This is a genomic window from Pseudomonas sp. SJZ078 (assembly GCF_007828255.1).
In the GTDB taxonomy this organism is placed as follows: domain Bacteria; phylum Pseudomonadota; class Gammaproteobacteria; order Pseudomonadales; family Pseudomonadaceae; genus Aquipseudomonas.
On record NZ_VIUG01000024.1, the window covers coordinates 29,708 to 46,868 of the forward strand.

Below are 17,161 nucleotides of genomic sequence, written 5' to 3' on the forward strand. Positions count from 1 at the left end.
GGGCAAGTGTCAAAAAGCTGAACTACCTGATCAGCGGTCGGGAACCTTGTTCGGGAAAGTTACGTTTCATTGACGCCGTTTCCTCTGTGGGAGCGGGCTTGCTCGCGAAAGCGTCATGTCAGTCACTGCTGGATTGGCTGATCCACCGCTTTCGCGAGCAAGCCCGCTCCCACAGGAGGAATCGCCGCATGGCATTTACGGCTTTGTTGATTGGTATCAACCTCAACATCTGTCTTGGGCGGTAGCCTCGAATAAAGCCCACGCGCCTGACAGAGCGTCCCATGATCTATCCGCTGCTCCTGACCCTGCACCTTTTCGCCGCCCTGGTGTTCATCGGCACGGTGTTCTTCGAGGTGCTGTTCCTGGAGAGCATCCGCCGGCAACTGCCCGCCAAAGTCATGGTGCTGCTTGAACAGGGCATCAGTGGACGCGCCCGCCAGTTGATGCCCTGGGTATTGCTGGTGCTGTTCGGTGCGGGTGGCGGGATGGTCTGGATGCGCTATTGGCCGGTGTTGATAGCGCCGTGGCAATCGTCGTTCGGTCTGTTGCTGGGGTTGAAGATCCTGCTGGCGGGCAGCGTGCTGGGGCATTTTCTCTGGGCCATGTGGCTGTTCAGGCGTGGACGCATGAACGCCCGTTACGTCCAGGTCATCCACACCCGGGTGTTCCTGCATCTGGTGGCAATCGTGCTGTTGGCCAAGGGCATGTTCTACATCAACTGGTAACAGCGCTGGTGTGGGTCCAAGGCGCTTGATACAGGTCAAGGTGGCGTGGCGGGTGAAGCCGGACAATATCCCCGCGCAGCCACTCGGAGATTGTCATGTTCGACCCGCTACATAAATTCCACGGAGGCGTCGGCTCCCTCGATCTGCTCCGGGGGTTGCGCCACAGTCGCCAGAAACGACGACCGCTCTCGTTGGCGGTGCACCTGCCGTCGCGCCTGAGACACGCGTCGTGTTCCTCCCTTGCCAGCGTTTGCCAGTGCGCCGGGATCGACGTCTATCTGCAATCGCTGATGCACGAGATCGGCCTGGTCGGCTGTCACCTGGGGACGGGCCGACGGGTCGATCAGTTCTGGCTGACCGGCGGCACACCGGTGATCGTCCATTTACAGCGGCTGATGGACGAATTGCGCAAGCGCTTCGACTTTTCCGAGAGCGGCGACCAGGGCATCGAGCTGGACCTGCATCACACCGACTGGTCAACCATGGGCCTGATTCGCGACCAGGGCTTTACCCACGTCAGTATCGGTGTCCCCGACATGGGCGCCGACCGGGACCTGTCGGTGGATAGCTACCAGAACCCGGCACCGATCCATTCATTGATCGACGCGGCGCGGACCTTCGGCTTTCGCTCCATCAGCATCGACCTCGGTTATGGTCACGCCTGGCAGACGCCCCACAGCTTCGCGCTGAAGCTGGCCACCTTGATCGAACTGGAGCCGGACCGGCTGCATGTCTTCGACTATGCCCGGGCGCCGTGTCGCTACCGTTCGACGGACGCCGCAATGGCCGGCAGCTTTTGCAGCCAGGCGGACAAGGAGGCCATGCGTCGGGTCAGCTGCGAACAATTGATCGGCGCGGGGTATCACTACATTGGCCAAGGACTGTTCGTCCGGGCTGACGATGACCTGGCGGTCGCCCAGGAACATGGACGCTTGCACCATAACTGCCAGGGATTCACCCGGCATGGTTGCTGTGATCATGTGGGGTTCGGGCTGGCGGCCATCACCCAGATCGACGATCTGTACGTGCAGAACACCGACGATCTGTTGCAGTACCGCCAGCAACTCGGGGCCGGGCAACTGCCGGTCTGTCGTGGCTGGCGCTGTGAGGCCGAGGATCAGGTCAAGGCGACGGTGACTGAACAGCTGTCCTGTGACCTGGAACTGGACATTCGGGCCATCGAAGCCCGTTTCGGACTGGTTTTCCGTGAGCATTTCGCGTCGATCTGGCCGCAACTGGAAGCCTTGGATAGCGATGGATTGATCGAGTTGTCGAGCCGTTTCATCGGCATCCTGCCGGCCGGCCGGTTGAGCGTGGACGCGATCTGTAATCTGTTCGACCCATGCTTTGACGATACAGTCGCCGTGCCCTTCGAACCTACACCGACCAGGCTTTTTGAAAGGTTGAATCCATCATGAATTCCCCATCCGCGTTCAATCGGGCCCTGGTCGAGAAATACGACTGCCCGGGCCCACGCTATACGTCCTATCCCACGGCTCCGCAGTTTCATCAGGCGTTTGCCATGGACGAATACCGCGAGGCCGCCCGGCGCAGCAACCAGGCCCTGGTGCCCAAGCCGCTGTCGGTGTACATCCATATCCCGTTCTGCCAAAGCCTGTGCTACTACTGCGCATGCAATAAGATCATCACCCGCAAGAGCCATCGCGCCGCCGAATACCTGACGTACCTCAAGCGGGAAATCGTCCTGCAGGCGAGTTTGTTCGATCGCACGCGCAAGCTGACCCAACTGCATCTGGGGGGTGGCACGCCGACCTATCTGACCCACGGGCAACTGGCCGAGTTGATGGACTGCCTGCACCAGTCGTTCGACATGGATGACAGCGACGCCCATGAGTTTTCCATCGAGGTCGACCCGCGCACCATCGATGCCGAGCAGGTCAGGGGATTGCGGCAATTGGGCTTCAACCGCCTGAGCTTCGGCATCCAGGATTTCGATGCCCAGGTGCAAGCCGCCGTCAACCGGGTACAAAGCCAAGCCCAGGTCGCAGCGTTGGTGGCGGCGGCCCGCGAGGCGCGCTTCAAGTCGGTCAGCGTCGATCTGATCTACGGTCTGCCATTGCAGACCCTCGCCAGTTTCGATATCACCCTGGACAAGATCATCGCCCTGCGTCCCGACCGGATTGCGGCCTACAGCTACGCGCATCTGCCGCAGCGGGTGAGGGCGCAGCGGATGATCCGCCCTGAAGACATGCCGCCGCCGGAGCGCAAGCTGGAGCTGCTCGAACTGACCATCAATCGGTTGAGCGAGGCGGGTTATATCTACATCGGCATGGACCACTTTGCGCTGCCGGACGATGAACTGGTGCGTGCCCGTGGCCAAGGTACCCTGCAACGCAATTTCCAGGGCTATTCCACCCACGCCGACTGCGACCTGATCGGCCTGGGCGTGTCCTCGATCGGCAAGGTCGGCGACAGCTATAACCAGAACGTCAAGGAGCTGTCCCAGTATTACGCTCGCTTGGACCAGGGCCTGTTGCCGGTGCAGCGCGGCTATCGCCTGAGCGACGACGACCGCTTGCGGCGTGAAGTCATCAGCGAACTGATGTGCCATGGGCGCGTGGATGTCGGTCGCATCGAGGCCGGTCACGGCATTTGCTTCAGCGAATACTTCGCCGATGCGCTGGCCGGGCTCCAGGAGCAAGTGCGCGACGGATTACTGCAAATCCACCCCGACGCGCTGGTACTGCTGCCCCAGGGGCAACTGATGATGCGCAGCGTCGCCATGGCCTTCGACGCCTACCTGGAAGCAGCCCCGGCGGTCCAGTATTCGCGAACGGTGTAAGACAGTGATGAAGCTCCCACTGTGGGAGCGAGCTTGCTCGCGAAAGCGGTGGATCAGCCTGCAACGATGCTGAATGTGCCGCCGTCATCGCGAGCAGGCTCGCTCCCACATTATCCGGGGCGTATCCGGTATCTGCGTCCGGCGCCAATCCCCTGTGGGAGCGGGCTTGCTCGCGAAAGCGGTGGATCAGCCTGCATCGATGCTGAATGTGCTGCCGCCTTCGCGGGCAAGCCCGCTCCCACAATATCCGGGGTGCATCCGCTATTTGCGTCTGGCGCCAATCCTCTGTGGGAGCGAGCCTGCTCGCGATAGCGGTGGATCAGCTTGCATGGATGGTGAACATGCCAAACCAGGTCAGGTTCTTTCACCATCGGGTGCCGTGGACGCCGGGATCAGGTCGCGCACGGCATAGAAGCCCTGCACCAGCCGATTCTTCGCCCGGTACTCGCAAAGCAGCAGCAAGGTATCGGGTAACTGGGCGATCGATGAGGCAGGCTTGACCACCATGGTCTTGCCTCCCGAGCGTAAACGGACAAGTGTTCCCGGTTCGAATGTGCCCATCTTCATTCACCTCACTGTGATCGTGTTTGTACGTTCGACCCAGCCCCCACCCAGCGCCTTGTACAGATTGACCTCGGCGAGCAGTTGCGACAGCCGGTCGACGATGAGGGTCTGCCGGGCGCTGAACAGCGAGCGTTGTGCATCGAGGTACGTCAGGCTGCTGTCGACGCCGATGCGATAGCGACGCTCCGCCAGCCTGTAGTAGTCCTGGTTGGCCTGCACCAGATCGGACTGCGCGACCAGTTGTTCCTTGTAGGTCTTGCGCGCCGCCAGGCCATCGGAGACTTCCCGGAAGGCAGTCTGGATCGATTTCTCGTACTGGGAGACGCGGATATCCTTCTGGATTTTCGAATAGTTCAGGCTCGCCCGAAGGCTGCCGGCATTGAAAATCGGCAGGTTGATCTGGGGCTGGAACAACCAGGTGCCCGACCCGCCCTTGAACAGCCCGGACAACTCGTTGCTCGAAGTGCCGGCGTTGGCGGTCAGGCTGATGCTCGGGAAGAAGGCGGCACGGGCCGCGCCGATATTGGCGTTGGCCGCTTGCAGCAGGTACTCGGCCTCAAGCACATCCGGGCGGCGTTGCAACAGGTCCGAAGGCAGGCCGGCCGGCACCTCGCTCAGCAGCTCGGAGGCCAGGGGGCGGGCGGGCAAGTCATCCGCGACCGAGGTGCCGACCAGCAAGGTGAGATTGTTGAAATCCTGGGCCACCTGGCGCTGGAACTGGGCCAGGCGGGCCCTGGCGTCCTCCACCGAAGTGCGTGACTGGCTCAGGGCCAGGGCCGAGGCGGTGCCCACCTGATTGCTTCGTTCCGTCAGGCGCAGGCTTTCTTCATAGGATTGCAGCGTGTCACGGGTCAGGGCCAGCAACTCCTGGTCGGCACGCCAAGTCAGGTAGGCACTGGCGACACTGGCCACCAGGCTCAACTGAGTGCTGCGGCGTGCTTCTTCGCTGGACAGGTAGATGAGGGAGGCCTGGTCGCTGAGGCTGCGTATGCGTCCGAACAGGTCCAGCTCATAGGCGCTGATGCCCAACGTGGTGGAATATGAGCTGCTGATCCCCGGCTTGCCGGTTCCCGTCAGGCTGCCCGGCAGCCGCTGGCGCGAGCCCGTGCCGTTGGCACTGATCGCCGGGAAGAGGTCCGCGCGCTGGATTCGGTATTGCGCCTGGTAGGCCTCGACGCTCAGGGCCGCCACGCGTAAGTCACGGTTGTTGATCAACGCGCTTTCGATGACTTGCTGCAGCGCCGGATCATGGAACAAGTCGCGCCAGCCCTGATCGGCCGCGGCAGGTCCCGACAGGGCCGGGGCGTAGGCTGACGTCTGGGGATATTGCGCCGCGACGGGGGCATCGGGGCGCTGGTAATCCGGGATCAGCGAGCAACCGCCGAGCAGGAGTGTCGCGGCCGTCAAGGGGCTCAGGAGTTTACGCATCGACCTGTCTCATCGTGATGCCTGCCAGGCCCCGGTGGCACGGGCAGGGGTTCGGTTAGATCCGTGCTCGCCGGTACCTGCGCATCAGGATCCGATCATCCATTTCGCCAGCCCATGCCGTCCGCTGACACCAAGCTTGGCGGCGGCGCGTTTGAGGTAGGTTTCGATGGAACTGTTTTTGACCTGCAGCTTTTCCGCTATTTCCGGGACGGTACCGCCTGCCAGGAGTCCCAGGCAGACCTCTTTTTCCCGCACCGAAAGGGTCACGTCACAAGGGCTCAATCGTTCATCGAAATCCCGTTGCAATTGTGTCTGGTCAGCGATGTTCAGCGGATGAGACGTAGCGCTGCCCGGGTTCCTGATGGACGACTGCCGATTGAGGTGGGCATGGCGCTCTCCCAGCGGTAGCAGTGTCTCGGAGAGGTATTTCAAAAAGGACAGTTCCTGCAGGGAAAAGTCGCGCTGAGCCTGGGGGCGATGCAAGGAGATCACACAGCGGCGATTGCCCTTGCGCGAAATCAGGCTGCACTGATGGGAGGTACCCAGGCAGTTGTTGTCCTTTTCATTCTTCATCCGCGCGCCCAGGTGGATCAGTAGGGCGTCGTCCACTTCCAGCACCCGTTTCACCAGGGGATGGTCGTTGCGCTGTATCGCGGTGGTAGGGCAGACAGATTGCATCTGCGGGCTTTTTGGCTGGCCTGCATCCCCGAGCAACTGCACATCGAGGACCGTCGCCTGGGCATCGTCAATTGTCCATTCGCTCAGTTCGAGCCGACTGACAGGCACCGATGTTTCGATCAGTTGGTGCATGTTGGTCAAAAAACTCTCGTGTCCGACACTTGAAATCAGCTTCCCTAGCTCCGCGTAGATGTGCGTGTTTTGCGCACCTCCAAAAACCGCATGTCGATTCATATGCTTATCCTGCATATCGAAACTGCTTTGCATCTCAGTGACCGTCGACGGAGAAAAATCCGATCGCTTCCTAAAATGCTGAAGCCTTTTCTGGATTTAAGACCTGAGGATCAAAATCACCTGTGAATCCATCCACATGAAAAACGATTCAGCCGGTGGGACTATTAAGCATTCTCATGTAGGAAAAGTCTGTAAGGGAAAACAGGGACAGTTCGACGCTCCTGTTTTAGCTGACGATTCCCAGAGAAAACCTCTCTCTTTGCAAAATGCCTGGTCAGTACGGGCATCCGGCCTGACTGACTGATTTTTAAATTCCTATTAAAAACAAAATGTTACAGATGTATCTGGGTCGTTATCTGGCTCCTGTGCCTGGTTTTCAGCGCCCCGAAAGCACTTTTTTCCCGGGGGAAATGTCCGGAATTAAAGTTCCAATTCTGTAGGACGCCTCCTATTTTTGAATTTTTTTTCATTTTTTGTCTATGTGTGAGTCGATTTCAGTCATTGACGTAGGTCGCGGCCGGTTGTAGGCGGGGTTTGAACGACAGGATGTCGAGGTTCTTCTTGCGCCAACTGCTCTGTGGCGTCAGGCGGAAGTACCATTCCCGGGCCCAGCAGGCGAATGTCGATTCGGCCTGTTCGATGCCGCTCATGAAGCGTGCTGCGTTGACGATGCCGTTGGCCCGGGGGAGTCGATACGCCTGGTACTGCGTCAGCGCGCCGCCAAGATCCGGCGTCTGCGCCAGGCAATCGGCAAGCACCACGGCATCCTCGATGGCCTGTGCCGCACCCTGGCCCAGGCTGGGCAGCATCGGGTGGGCGGCATCGCCCAGCAGCACCACGTGGCCGTCGCGACATTGCTTTACGGGATGACGGTCCCGGGCGTGCATTTTCAGCAGGGCGCTCTCGGGCGTGGCCTCGATGGCGGCAACCACTTCCGGTGCCCAGCCGGCATAGGCGCCGAGCACTTCCTGTTTACTGACGTTCAAGGCGTCATCCGCCGCATTGGCGCGGTTGCAGGTTCCCCACCAGTACGCGTGGCCATCCCCTACGTCACACAACCCGAACCGTTTGCCGCGGCCCCAGTAATGCGCCACGTAGCCCTCGGTCATCATCGGATGATGCAACGGCGTGACGGCCAGCCAGGCGATATAGCCCGAGGGGCGTGTCGGAGTCTCGCCGAGCATCTGCCGGCGGATGACCGAGTTCAGGCCATCGGCGCCGATCAGCAGGTCAGCCTCCTGGCTGCTGCCATCTTCGAACTGCACCGTTACGCCATCCGGGCGATGGCTGTAGCCCACGCAGCGCAACCCGGTGACCAGGCTGTCCGGCGTGAGCTGCTGGGCCAGGGCACGCAACAGCAACGGGCGCTGGATATTCACATTGGCGTGACCCAATTGTTCGCCGACCTCATGGATCGGCATGCGGGTGATGGGCTCGCCGTTGTGCTTCTTGAAGAAAAAGTGCCGGATCGCCTGGCCCGCCTGTTCCACCGGAACGTGGGCATCGATCGAATGCAGCGCCGCCATGGCATTGGCCATGATCGACAAACCGGTGCCACCGGTGCGCAGCGTCTGGGCCGCTTCGAAGACTTTGACCTGCCAGCCCGCTCGTTGCAGGGCAATGGCCGCGGTCAGTCCACCGATACCGGCGCCTGCCATGATGGCTTTCCTGGGTTGTGTCATGTTGGTTTCACCTGTTTCGTGGTGCTATTCACTTGAGGTTTGTATGAATCATTGTGGCGAGGGGATAAATCCCCTCGCCACAGATCGGTTTTGATCAGCTAGACCATCGCCGCGATTGAGCCCGTATGTGCGGCCCGGGCCGCGTCCATGCGTGAGCGGATGATCTCGCCCACCCGCTCGATGTACGGCTCGCGCATCATGGTCAGGTGGTCGCCTTCCACGGCCACCCGCTGCACCTGGGGCGCAATCGTCCGCCAGCCGCGATACGGGTCGTGGAAGGCCGTGCCCACCAGCTCATGGGGCGCCTGCAACACGTCGGGCAGCTCGACATCCGCGGCGAACAGCGTGATCGGCAGGTCCAGCGGCGGGAAGCGGTAGCCCAGCAGCGATTGCCAGTTGGCATGGAACACCTGGAACAGTTGCGTCAAGGCGGTCCGGCTGATGTTGTTGTCGAAAATGCCTTGCTCGATACCGTGCTGCTTGATCGCATCGAAGGCGTCCGCGTCGCTCATGCAGGAGAAGTCCAGGGCCTGGTAGTCGTATTCCTTCTGGCCGTCGCCGCTGAGCAACTCCCACATGAACCAGTTCATGAATTCGCTGCGTTCTATCCGGACCTCGCCCTGTTTGACGCGCACGATGGTGTCCAGCAGGAACACGTTATGCAGGCGCCGTCCGCGTCGCCGCAATTCGCTCGCCAGCTCGTAGGCGACGATGCCGCCATAGGACCAGCCGCCGATGTTCAGCGGGCCCTGGGGCGCGACCTGTTCAATGGCATCCGCGTAGCAAACGGCCTGGGCCTGCACCGATTGCAGCGGCTCACGGGCGTCCCAGGTTCCTGGTGCTTGCAGCGCATAGAGATGAACCTGGTCTTTGAGCGTCCGGGCAAGGGCGGCGTAGCACAACACATGCCCGCCGATGGGGTGGACCAGGAACAGCGTCGGTGCCCGGCAGGCATTCTTGAAGTCCACCAGCGCACCGGTGTCGGAAGACGCGGCTTCGGTTCGCTGCAGGACCTGGGCGAATTCGGCAATGGTCGGGGCCTGGATGAAGTCGGACAATGACGGCTCCAGCCCCTGGTGCCGGGTCAACATGGCAACCAGCTGCACGGCCTTGAGGGAATTGCCGCCGAGTTCGAAGAAGTTGTCGTGCACGCTGATGTCTTCCAGGCCCAGGGCTTCTTGCCAGTAGGCTTGCAGCAAGTCCTCCGTGGCATTCCTGGGCCCAGTGAAGGGGCGCAGCAGGGTGGTTTGCACCTCGATCTTCTGCAGTTGCCGGCGATCGATCTTGCCGGTGGGGCCAAGGGGTATCCGCGCGATGCCGACCAGGGTGTTCGGCACCATGTAGTCGGGCAACGCCAGGCGCATTTCGGCCTTGAGCCGATCCAGGTCCGGCTCGCGCCCCGGCATGGCCTGGACGAAACCCACCAGATAGCGACTGCCATCCGCTGCCGCCTTGTCGATGACCGCCACCTGCTGGATGTCGGCGCCGAACCGGCTGGAGCCGAGCATGGCCACTTCGATTTCCCCCAGTTCGACCCGATAGCCGCGGATCTTCACCTGCGCGTCGCTGCGGCCCTGGTAAACGAGATCGCCCGAAGGCAGGTAGAAACCGATGTCGCCGGTTTCATAAAGACGCCGGGTCTTGCCTTCCAGCTGGCGATAGATGAAGCGCTCGTCAGTCAGGTCAGGTCGATTCCAGTAGCCGTTCGCCAGGCAGATGCCTTCGACGAACAAGTCTCCCGTGACCCCGACCGGGCAGGCGTTGCCCGTGGCATCCAGGACATGTATGCGGACCCCGTCGATGGCCGCGCCAATCGGCGGCATGCTCGGCCAGGACGCGGCGGCACCCTCCAGTCTCAGGCGGGTGACCACGTGGGCTTCGGTTGGACCGTAGTGATTTTCCACTCGGCAGTCGTCGAGGCCGTCCAGCAGGTTGCGGATCTCGGCGGTGATCTTCAGCTGTTCGCCGGCCACGCTGATCTGGCGCAGCGAGACGGGGCGGATATCCAGTTGCTGGGCGACTTCCGCCAGCCCCTGGAAGGCGACGTAGGGCAGGAACAGCCGATTGATGTCCTGCGACTGGATGAATTTCAGCAGCCGGATGAAGTCGTAGCGCAGCCCTTCATCGATCATGGCCAGCTCTGCGCCGCCGCACAGAGTGGAAAAAATCTCCTGGAACGAGACGTCGAACGAAATAGGCGAGTACTGCAGGGTCTTCAACGCTATACCGACGTCCTGCTGGCGATTCTGCCAGAGCACCAGGTTGGTCAATGCACGGTGCGGCATGGCCACGCCCTTGGGGCGTCCCGTCGAGCCCGAGGTATAGAGCAAGTAAGCGTTATCTTCGCCGGCAATGCCTGCGGCAATGGCGGCGACCAGCTCATGGCCGCGCGCTAGATCGTTGTCGAACCCGGCGGCCACTTCATTCCAATGCCGTTTGACCGTCTGGCCGGCCAGGGCGGTGGCCAGGGTGGCCGACGCGTCGGCGAACAGCAGCAGGCTCGGCCGCGAGTCTTCGAGAATCAGCCGGATACGTTCATGGGGGTAGCTCAGGTCGATCGGCACATACGCCGCGCCGGCCTGCACCACGCCGAGCAGGGCGACGATCAGTTCGGGGGAGCGGGGCATCATGATCGCCACCCGGTCACCCTGGCCGATACCCTGCCGGTGCAGCCAGCTCACCAGTTGCGCGCAGCTGTCGCTCAGTTGGCGATAGGACAAGCGGGTCTGCTCGAAGCTTACGGCGATCTGTTCGTCGTAATGCTCCAGGCTGTCCAGCAACAAGCTCGACAGATTGTCATGGGGCATTGCCGTGACCGCCGTCGGCATGACCTGGACGGGGGCGGGCAGCCAGGCCGGTATGCTCGGCGTGGAGCCGGGTCCGGAAATCATCAGCTCAAGGGTACGCAGCAGGTAATCGGCGTAGGCCTCGACCTGGCTGGTGGCGACCCGCGCCGTGCAGTAGTCCATCTTCAACATCAGCGAACCGTTGGCGGGATGCCGCCCCAGGGTGGTCAGCAGGTCATAGTTACTGGCTTCCGTGGTGTCCCATTCGGTGAGGATTTCCTCATCCTGCGCCAGCATGTCCTTGAGCACGTAGAAGTCGACGTAGTTGAACACCACGTCCAGGGCGACGGAGGTTTCGCGATGGATCAGTGCGAATGGATAGCGCCGATGAGCGAACACCTGCTGCTCCTGGGCCATCAGCGCGCGGATCACCTCGAGCCAATTGCGGCCCTGGGTGTTGAAACGGATGGGCAGGGTATTGAGGAACAGGCCCAGCACCGAAGCCGCATCTTCGAACTCCGGTCGCCCGTGGCTGATGACGCCACACAGCACTTCCGTCTGGTTGGAGAGGATGGCTTGGGCGAACCCGTGGGCTGCCAGCAGGACGGCACGCAGCGGCAGGTCGTGGACGCGGCAGAACGCTTCGAGCCGCGCCAGGTCGGCCGGAGGCAGTTCGCGCCAGGCCGAGCGGTGCGGAGCCGGATCGGGGGCGACCACAGAGACCCAGCTGGTCATGGACGCGGCGGGTGCGTCGCGCAGGTAGTCGCGCCAGAAGTGCCGGTGGACGTCGGACGCCATGGCGTCCAGTTCCAGGACGGCAAAGTCGGCGGGCGTGGTCGTCAGCACGGGCAGTGCGTCGGTATCGGGTTCCGAGGTATAGAGCGTGATCAGGTCACGCATGAGGGTGGCGACGCTCCAGCCATCGAGAATTGCATGGTGGAAACTCAACACCAGGTCGATTTCCCGGGCCGCGACAAACACACAGAACTGATACAGCGGCGCCCGTTGCCAGTCTTCGCGGTAGCGCTTGCGCGCCTCCACATAGGCGGCAATCGCTTGGCCCCGTGCTTCGGCGCTCAGCGACACGGCGTCGACGATCTGCACCGGCGGCTCGACGCTTGAATGAATCCTGGCCATGGGGGTTTCGGCGTGACCGATGTCGAACGACATGCGCAATGCCGGATGACGGCGGATCAACGCACGGCAGGCCCGGTCCCAGGCAAGTGGATCCCAGCGCAGGCGCAGGCGGTAGCGGAAGATGTCGTGATAGATCGCCGAATCCGGATGCATCATCGAGTGATAGATCATCCCGACCTGCAGTTGCGAGGCGGCAAAAACATCCTCGAACTCACCTTCGCTGGCCAGGCGGATCGCCTCCGGCACCTGGGCGAAGGGGGCGACATGGGCCGAGGGCAACAGGTCCGCCGACGCGACGGTTTGCGCCTGCAGGCCCTGAGCCAATTCAGCGATGGTCGGGTTCTGATAGACCTGCGCCAGTGTCAGGGCAATCCCTTGTTCACGGGCCTTGATCTGCAAGTGAATGACTTTCAGGGAGTCGCCGCCGAGCATGAAGTAATTGTCATGGACGCCGGGTATGGGGCGTTGCAGGTTGTCCGCCCAGAGTTCGGCCAGTGCCTGTTCCAGGGCGTTGCGCGGCGCGGTCGTGTCGGTGCTGCCGAAGGACTGCTCAGGTTCAGGCAGGGCCTTGCGGTCGAGCTTGCCGTTGGCGTTCAAGGGCAATTGTTCGAGTTGGATCAGGTGCCGGGGCACCATGTAGTCGGGCACGTGCTGGCGCAAGGTTGTACACAGGGCCTGGGGTGACAGCACACAGCCAGGCTCGCCCACCAGGTAGGCGCTGAGGCAGGCATCGCCGTCGGTTTCCTGGCGCGCAATGACCACGACTTCCTTGACGCCTTCGCAAGCCGCCAGGTGAGCCTCGATCTCACCGAGTTCGATACGCAGGCCACGGATCTTTACCTGGAAATCGTTGCGGCCCAGGTATTCGATGCTGCCATCGGGCAGCCAGCGACCGAGGTCGCCGGTCTTGTACAGGCGCGCTTTCGGGTCGGCCTGGAACGGGTCGCGGACAAACCGTTCGGCGGTCAGTTGTTCACGGTTCAGGTAGCCCCGGGCGACTCCGATGCCGCCGATGTGAAGCTCGCCGGCAATGCCCGGCGGCAACAGTTGCAGGTTGGCGTCGAGGATGTACAGCTGGGTATTGGCGATCGGCCGGCCGATGGGGACGATGCCCGGGTGTACATCGGGCCGGCAATGCCAGGCCGTCACGTCGATGGCCGCCTCGGTGGGGCCATAGAGGTTGTGCAGCTGCACCCCTGGCAGGCGCTCGAAAAAGCGCGTCTGCAACGCATGGGGCAAGGCTTCGCCACTGCACAGGATTTTTTCCAGGGCTGGCAATGGTTGCGCCGTGACCTGATCGAGGAACACCTGCAGCATCGACGGCACGAAATGCAGCAGGGTGATGCCGGCGCTGGTCATGATCTCCAGCAGGTAGCGAGGGTCCTGGTGCCCGCCAGGAGCGGCGACCACCAGTTGCGCGCCACTGAGCAGCGGCAGGAAGAATTCCCAGACGGACACGTCGAAACTGAACGGGGTTTTTTGCAGGACGCGGCTGTGCTCGTCGACCTGATAGGCGTCGCGGGCCCAGAGCAACCGGTTCACCACGCCGTCATGCTGGTTCATGACGCCTTTGGGCAGGCCGGTGGAGCCGGAGGTGTAGATCACGTAGGCCAGGTGTCGGGGCGTCAAGCCAAGGGCGACGGGGTCCGGGTTATGCTGCGGTTGCCGCGACAGTTGCTCGAGATCGGTGTCCAGGCACAGCACCGGCAAGGTATCGGCGGGCAGGCTGCCGAGCAACACGCGGGTGGTCAGCAGGGCGCTGGGAGCGCTGTCGCTCAGCATGTGGTTCAGGCGGTCGGCGGGATAGCCCGGGTCCAGCGGCACGTAGGCGCCGCCCGCCTTGAGAATGCCCAGCAGGCCCACCACCATTTCCAGGCTGCGTTCCAGGCAGATGGCGACCCGCGCGTCGGGGCCGATACCTGTTTCGAGCAGGGCGTGGGCCACCTGGTTGGCCCGTCGGTTCAGTTCATCGTAGGTCAGCGTCCGGTCTTCGAAGCGTACCGCCGTGGCTCCGGGACGCGCGGCCACCTGGGCTTCGATCAGTTGATGAAGCAGTACGTCCCTGGGGTAGTCGACCGGGGTGTGGTTCCATTCATGCGCCACCCGGTAGCGCTCGACAGGCGGCATGATGTCGAGGGCGTTGACCGGTACTTCGAAATCATCGACCACGGCGTGCAGCGCGGTCATGAAGCGCTGTTGCAGGGCCTCGATCTGTGCCGCGTCGAACCAGGCCTCGTTGTAGATGAAGTGCATCCACACGTCGTCGTCCGGCGCGGCTTCGCGAATGTGCATCGCCAGGGGCATCTGTTCGTAGCCATTGCTGAGCTTGACCGGCTGGGCGGGCGCGGATCCGTACCAGGTGTCCTGGTCCTGCTCGTAGGACACCACCAGGTCGAACAATTGCCGCCGGCCTGTGTTTTGCAGGCCCAGCTCACGGTTCAGTTCGCTCAACGGATAGCGTTGATGGCGATAGTCCTGCTTGAGTGTCAGCGCGATCCGGGTCACCAACTCACTGAAACTCAGTTCGGTGCCCAGGCTCAGGCGCACCGGGCTCATGCCGACGAACAGGCCGAAGGTGGCCTTGTGCGTGGCATTGGCGCGGTTGAGGACCGGCATGCCGATCACAATTTCATCGCGTTGTGCCGTGCGCGCGAAATAGCTGTAGAGCAGCCCTACCATGGCGTGGAAAACCGTCGCCTGTCCGCAGGCCTTGGCCCGTTCTCCGAGACGATTGTAGAGCGCCCGCGGCAAGCGCCAGGCGTGGTTCTGGCTGGGGGCCAGGCGTTGCTCGAATCGACCGGGGTGACGGGGTGCGAGCAGGGGTTCTGGCACGCTGCGGTATTTGTCCAGCCAGTACTGGCGCTGTCGCTGGAAGACCGGTGAGGCCTTGTCGTTCTTCTGCTGTTCGACATACGCCTGGTAGGTCGGTGCCGGCAGCGGCGCTTGCGTCGGGTCCAGTGCGGCGGTGTAAGCCTGGCTGATGGCCCGGCCGATCATGGCGAAGGACCAGCCGTCGATGATCAGGTGGTGACAGTTGACGAAAAAGTAATGGAGGTCTTCGCGAACCTTGATCAGGTCCGTGCGAAACAGCAATCCGCCGTCAAAGGAAAACGGCGTTTGCAGGTTGGCTTGCAGCAAGGCCAGGGCGTTGGCCTGCGGATCGGCTGCTGTCGAGACATCGTGCAAGGTCAGCGATGCGCTGGCCGATTCCAGGAAGCGCTGTCGCGGCAGGGGGTGCTCCGCCGAGCCGGGTACCAGTTGAATGCGCAGGGCGTCGTGGCGGCTGATCACTTGATCGATTGCCTGCTTCAACCTTGCGGCGTCGACCGGGCCGTTGATGCAGGCATACCCGCCAATGTTGTACAGCGGGCTGTCGCCGTGCAGCACTTGATCCAGCCAGATGTCCAGTTGTGGGGCAGTCAGCGGGTAGAGCGCGTCCATGTTCGTCGTCCTTTTCAAAGCCACACGGAAAAACGGCTGGCGTTCTTCTGTCGGTGGCTGTTTCATCCATGATTACGCTGGGCAATACTTGCCTCAGGCAGCGCGTGACCTGGCGGTGCGCTCGAGTGCCTCGATCTGCAGGGCCGCCGCTTCACTGGCGCTGTCACCGCTCGGAATCAGCGTGCGATAGCGGTCGCAACTGGCGCGCACTTCCCGACTGTTCAGGATCTTGTCCAGTGCTGCGGCGAGCGACTCGGCGGAGGCGGGCGGGAAAACCCGCAAGCCACAGCCGAGGCGCTCCATTCGTGCGGCGTTGTCGAACTGATCGTGAGCGAACGGCGTGGCGATCTGTGGCACGCCGGCGGCCATGGCCAGGGCCGTGGTGCCGACACCGCCGTGATGCACCAGCGCTGCGCTGTGGGGTAGGATGCGACTCATCGGCACGTAACGTCGTACCAGAATCCTGCCTTCGCTGGACACTGAAGGGTCTACCGGCTGGCTGGTCAGGAACACGCCGCGGCGGTCGATCAATTTCAGTGCCTGCACCGCCGCGGTGAAGTATTGCTCGCCATTGACCATGGTCGAACCCGGGGTAAACACCACCGGCGATGCCTCGTTCAGGAAGTCTTCCAGTTCGGCGTCGAGCGGTTGCAGCCCGGACTCATCGAACAATGGGAAACCGGTCAGCACGGTCTGGGCAGGCCAGTCGTGTTGCACGGGGGCGAACCACTCCGGAAACAACCCCAGCACTCGGTCAGGCGAGGAAATCCATTGGCTGATAATGCGCTTGGTCGGCGCGAGGCCCAGCTCCTGACGGAAGTTGTTGAGCTCCGGTGCCATGACCCGGTCGAGAAATGCCCGTTCGATCATCCCCAGCAGCAGCCGCTTCACCGGATAGGGTACGAAGGCCGGCAGATTGGCTCCTGGTGGATGGGTCGAGGGCGCGGCGGCCGACCAGAAACCGAACGGCGACACCTGCGCGGTGACCAGTGGGATACCGTGTTTCTCCTGCAAAAGACGCGCTGAGAATGCCCACAAGGACCCGAGCATGACCGTTTCATTGTCACAGGCCTGCTCCAGCAACCGGTACTGTTCGCGCAGGGTGCTGGCGATGGTTTTCCAGAGGGTCGGCAGGGACGTGCGCGGGTGCCACAGCGCCGGGTCGGCCATCACCTCGTCATATTCTTCACGGGTACCCAACGGCAGGAAGTTGAAACCACAGCGCTCGATCAACGGCGCGAACGCCGCACTGGCGCAAAACGTGACCCGATGCCCGCGCGCCACGAGCGTACGGCCGATGCCGACAAAAGGATGAACGTCACCGGCTGAGCCGACGGCCGTAATGATCACATGCATAAGGTTCCCTCCAGAGTGATCCTGCGGTGGTAGGCCACCCTGATCAGCAGCGATCAGAGCCCGTCCGTGGGCTCCGCCCACTAAAACGATTCAGCCTGTCGGGGGGCATTAGGCATTGGCAGAAAGCAAAAGTCTGTGGCGGAAAATGGGGACACTCGACGATTGGTAGGCGCGCACTCCGGATCCAGTGGGAGTGGGCTTGCTCGCGAAAGCGGGGTGTCTGTCACAGAGGTGTTGAATGTGCCGCCGTCTTCGCGAGCAAGCCCGCTCCCACAGGGTCTGGTGGTGTATGCAAAGGTTGCGTACACCGCAAGTCCAATGTGGGAG

The 17,161-nt window shown here is 62.3% G+C and carries 9 protein-coding genes; 3 read left to right on the forward strand and 6 right to left on the reverse strand.

Annotated features, from left to right (window positions below):
* Positions 1–281 precede the first annotated feature (281 nt).
* The 3 genes from FBY02_RS19765 to hemN all read left to right on the forward strand — a co-directional run bounded on the left by FBY02_RS19765 (position 282) and on the right by hemN (position 3,528).
* On the forward strand, positions 282–725 hold the full coding sequence (locus FBY02_RS19765) for a CopD family copper resistance protein (RefSeq protein ID WP_144929902.1): 444 nt from the start codon (positions 282–284) through the stop codon (positions 723–725).
* 95 nt (positions 726–820) lie between these two features.
* Complete coding sequence (locus tag FBY02_RS19770) at positions 821–2,143, forward strand: coproporphyrinogen III oxidase (RefSeq protein ID WP_144929903.1); 1,323 nt, start codon at positions 821–823, stop codon at positions 2,141–2,143.
* A complete protein-coding gene (hemN, locus tag FBY02_RS19775; protein ID WP_144929904.1) occupies positions 2,140–3,528 on the forward strand; it encodes an oxygen-independent coproporphyrinogen III oxidase in 1,389 nt (462 codons plus the stop codon). The genes FBY02_RS19770 and hemN overlap by 4 nt, the downstream gene beginning before the upstream one ends.
* Before the next feature lie 354 nt (positions 3,529–3,882).
* Here hemN and FBY02_RS19785 read toward each other — a convergent pair whose 3' ends face one another.
* From FBY02_RS19785 to FBY02_RS19810, 6 genes are all read right to left on the reverse strand, one after another.
* Positions 3,883–4,089, reverse strand: a complete 207-nt coding sequence (locus tag FBY02_RS19785; RefSeq protein WP_047701039.1) for a hypothetical protein — start codon at positions 4,087–4,089, stop codon at positions 3,883–3,885.
* A gap of 6 nt (positions 4,090–4,095) precedes the next feature.
* Positions 4,096–5,520: an AdeC/AdeK/OprM family multidrug efflux complex outer membrane factor gene (adeC, locus tag FBY02_RS19790; protein ID WP_144929906.1), complete on the reverse strand. Its 1,425-nt coding sequence runs from the start codon at positions 5,518–5,520 to the stop codon at positions 4,096–4,098.
* Between the two features lie 84 nt (positions 5,521–5,604).
* Entirely contained in the window at positions 5,605–6,432 is an 828-nt protein-coding gene (locus tag FBY02_RS19795; RefSeq protein ID WP_144929907.1) for a helix-turn-helix transcriptional regulator, read from the reverse strand.
* A gap of 494 nt (positions 6,433–6,926) precedes the next feature.
* The gene (locus FBY02_RS19800; protein WP_144929908.1) at positions 6,927–8,114 is read right to left on the reverse strand and encodes an FAD-dependent monooxygenase; all 1,188 of its coding nucleotides are present in this window, start codon (positions 8,112–8,114) and stop codon (positions 6,927–6,929) included.
* A 98-nt stretch (positions 8,115–8,212) separates the two neighbouring features.
* A complete protein-coding gene (locus FBY02_RS19805) occupies positions 8,213–15,478 on the reverse strand; it encodes a non-ribosomal peptide synthetase (RefSeq protein ID WP_178115378.1) in 7,266 nt (2,421 codons plus the stop codon).
* 93 nt (positions 15,479–15,571) lie between these two features.
* Positions 15,572–16,834 carry a glycosyltransferase gene (locus tag FBY02_RS19810; RefSeq protein ID WP_144929910.1) on the reverse strand — a complete coding sequence of 421 codons (1,263 nt, stop codon included), beginning with the start codon at positions 16,832–16,834 and terminating at the stop codon, positions 15,572–15,574.
* Positions 16,835–17,161 lie beyond the last annotated feature (327 nt).